This window comes from Methylobacterium sp. WL18, assembly GCF_008040015.1.
In the GTDB taxonomy this organism is placed as follows: Bacteria; Pseudomonadota; Alphaproteobacteria; order Rhizobiales; family Beijerinckiaceae; genus Methylobacterium; species Methylobacterium mesophilicum.
Genome location: NZ_VRVD01001248.1, coordinates 1 through 586, shown reverse-complemented (window position 1 = coordinate 586; position 586 = coordinate 1). Strand labels below are relative to the sequence as shown.

Sequence of the window (586 nt, the reverse complement as noted above, 5' to 3'; positions counted from 1 at the left end):
GCTTCGGGCTCGGCCTCGGCCTGGCAGCGCCGCTCCTGTTCGCCGCGCAGACCGCCCCCGGCCTCTGGACCGCTACGCGCTGCGACGCCCTCTCCCCGCCCTGGCTGTGGCTGGCGACCGGTGGGCTCGTCTTCGGCGCCGCAGCCGTCGTCCTGGACCGGTCCCGCGCCACGGGCCGCACGCGCCTCACCCTGGCCATCGCCTGCGGCGTCGTCCTGCTGGGAGGGTTCGCCTGCGCCTTTCCGGTCTGCCTCGACGGACCGTTCCCCGGGATGACGCCCCTGGTCCGGGACCATTGGCTGCTCACGGTCAACGAGATGGCGTCGGTGCGGAAATCCGTGGCCCAGGGGCGCTGGGAGATGCTCGTCTTCTACCCGGTCGTCGTCCTCGCGACTCTGGCCGCGAGCGGGATGGCGTGGCGCGGTCCGCAGCGGCGGGCCTGGTCGGTCGCCGCGCTATTCCTCTGGCCCGGGCTGATCCTCGGGATGTTTCAGTTCCGCGGGCTCTACATCGCCTCCGGCTTCGTGCCGCTGGTGGCGGGGCCGGTGATCGACCGGGCGCTGACGCTGGCCGCCCGGGCCGCCCC

At 74.2% G+C, this 586-nt stretch carries 1 pseudogene; it reads left to right on the top strand.

Annotated features, from left to right (window positions below):
• Positions 1-586, top strand: a pseudogene (locus FV228_RS32135) (hypothetical protein); the annotation flags it as partial.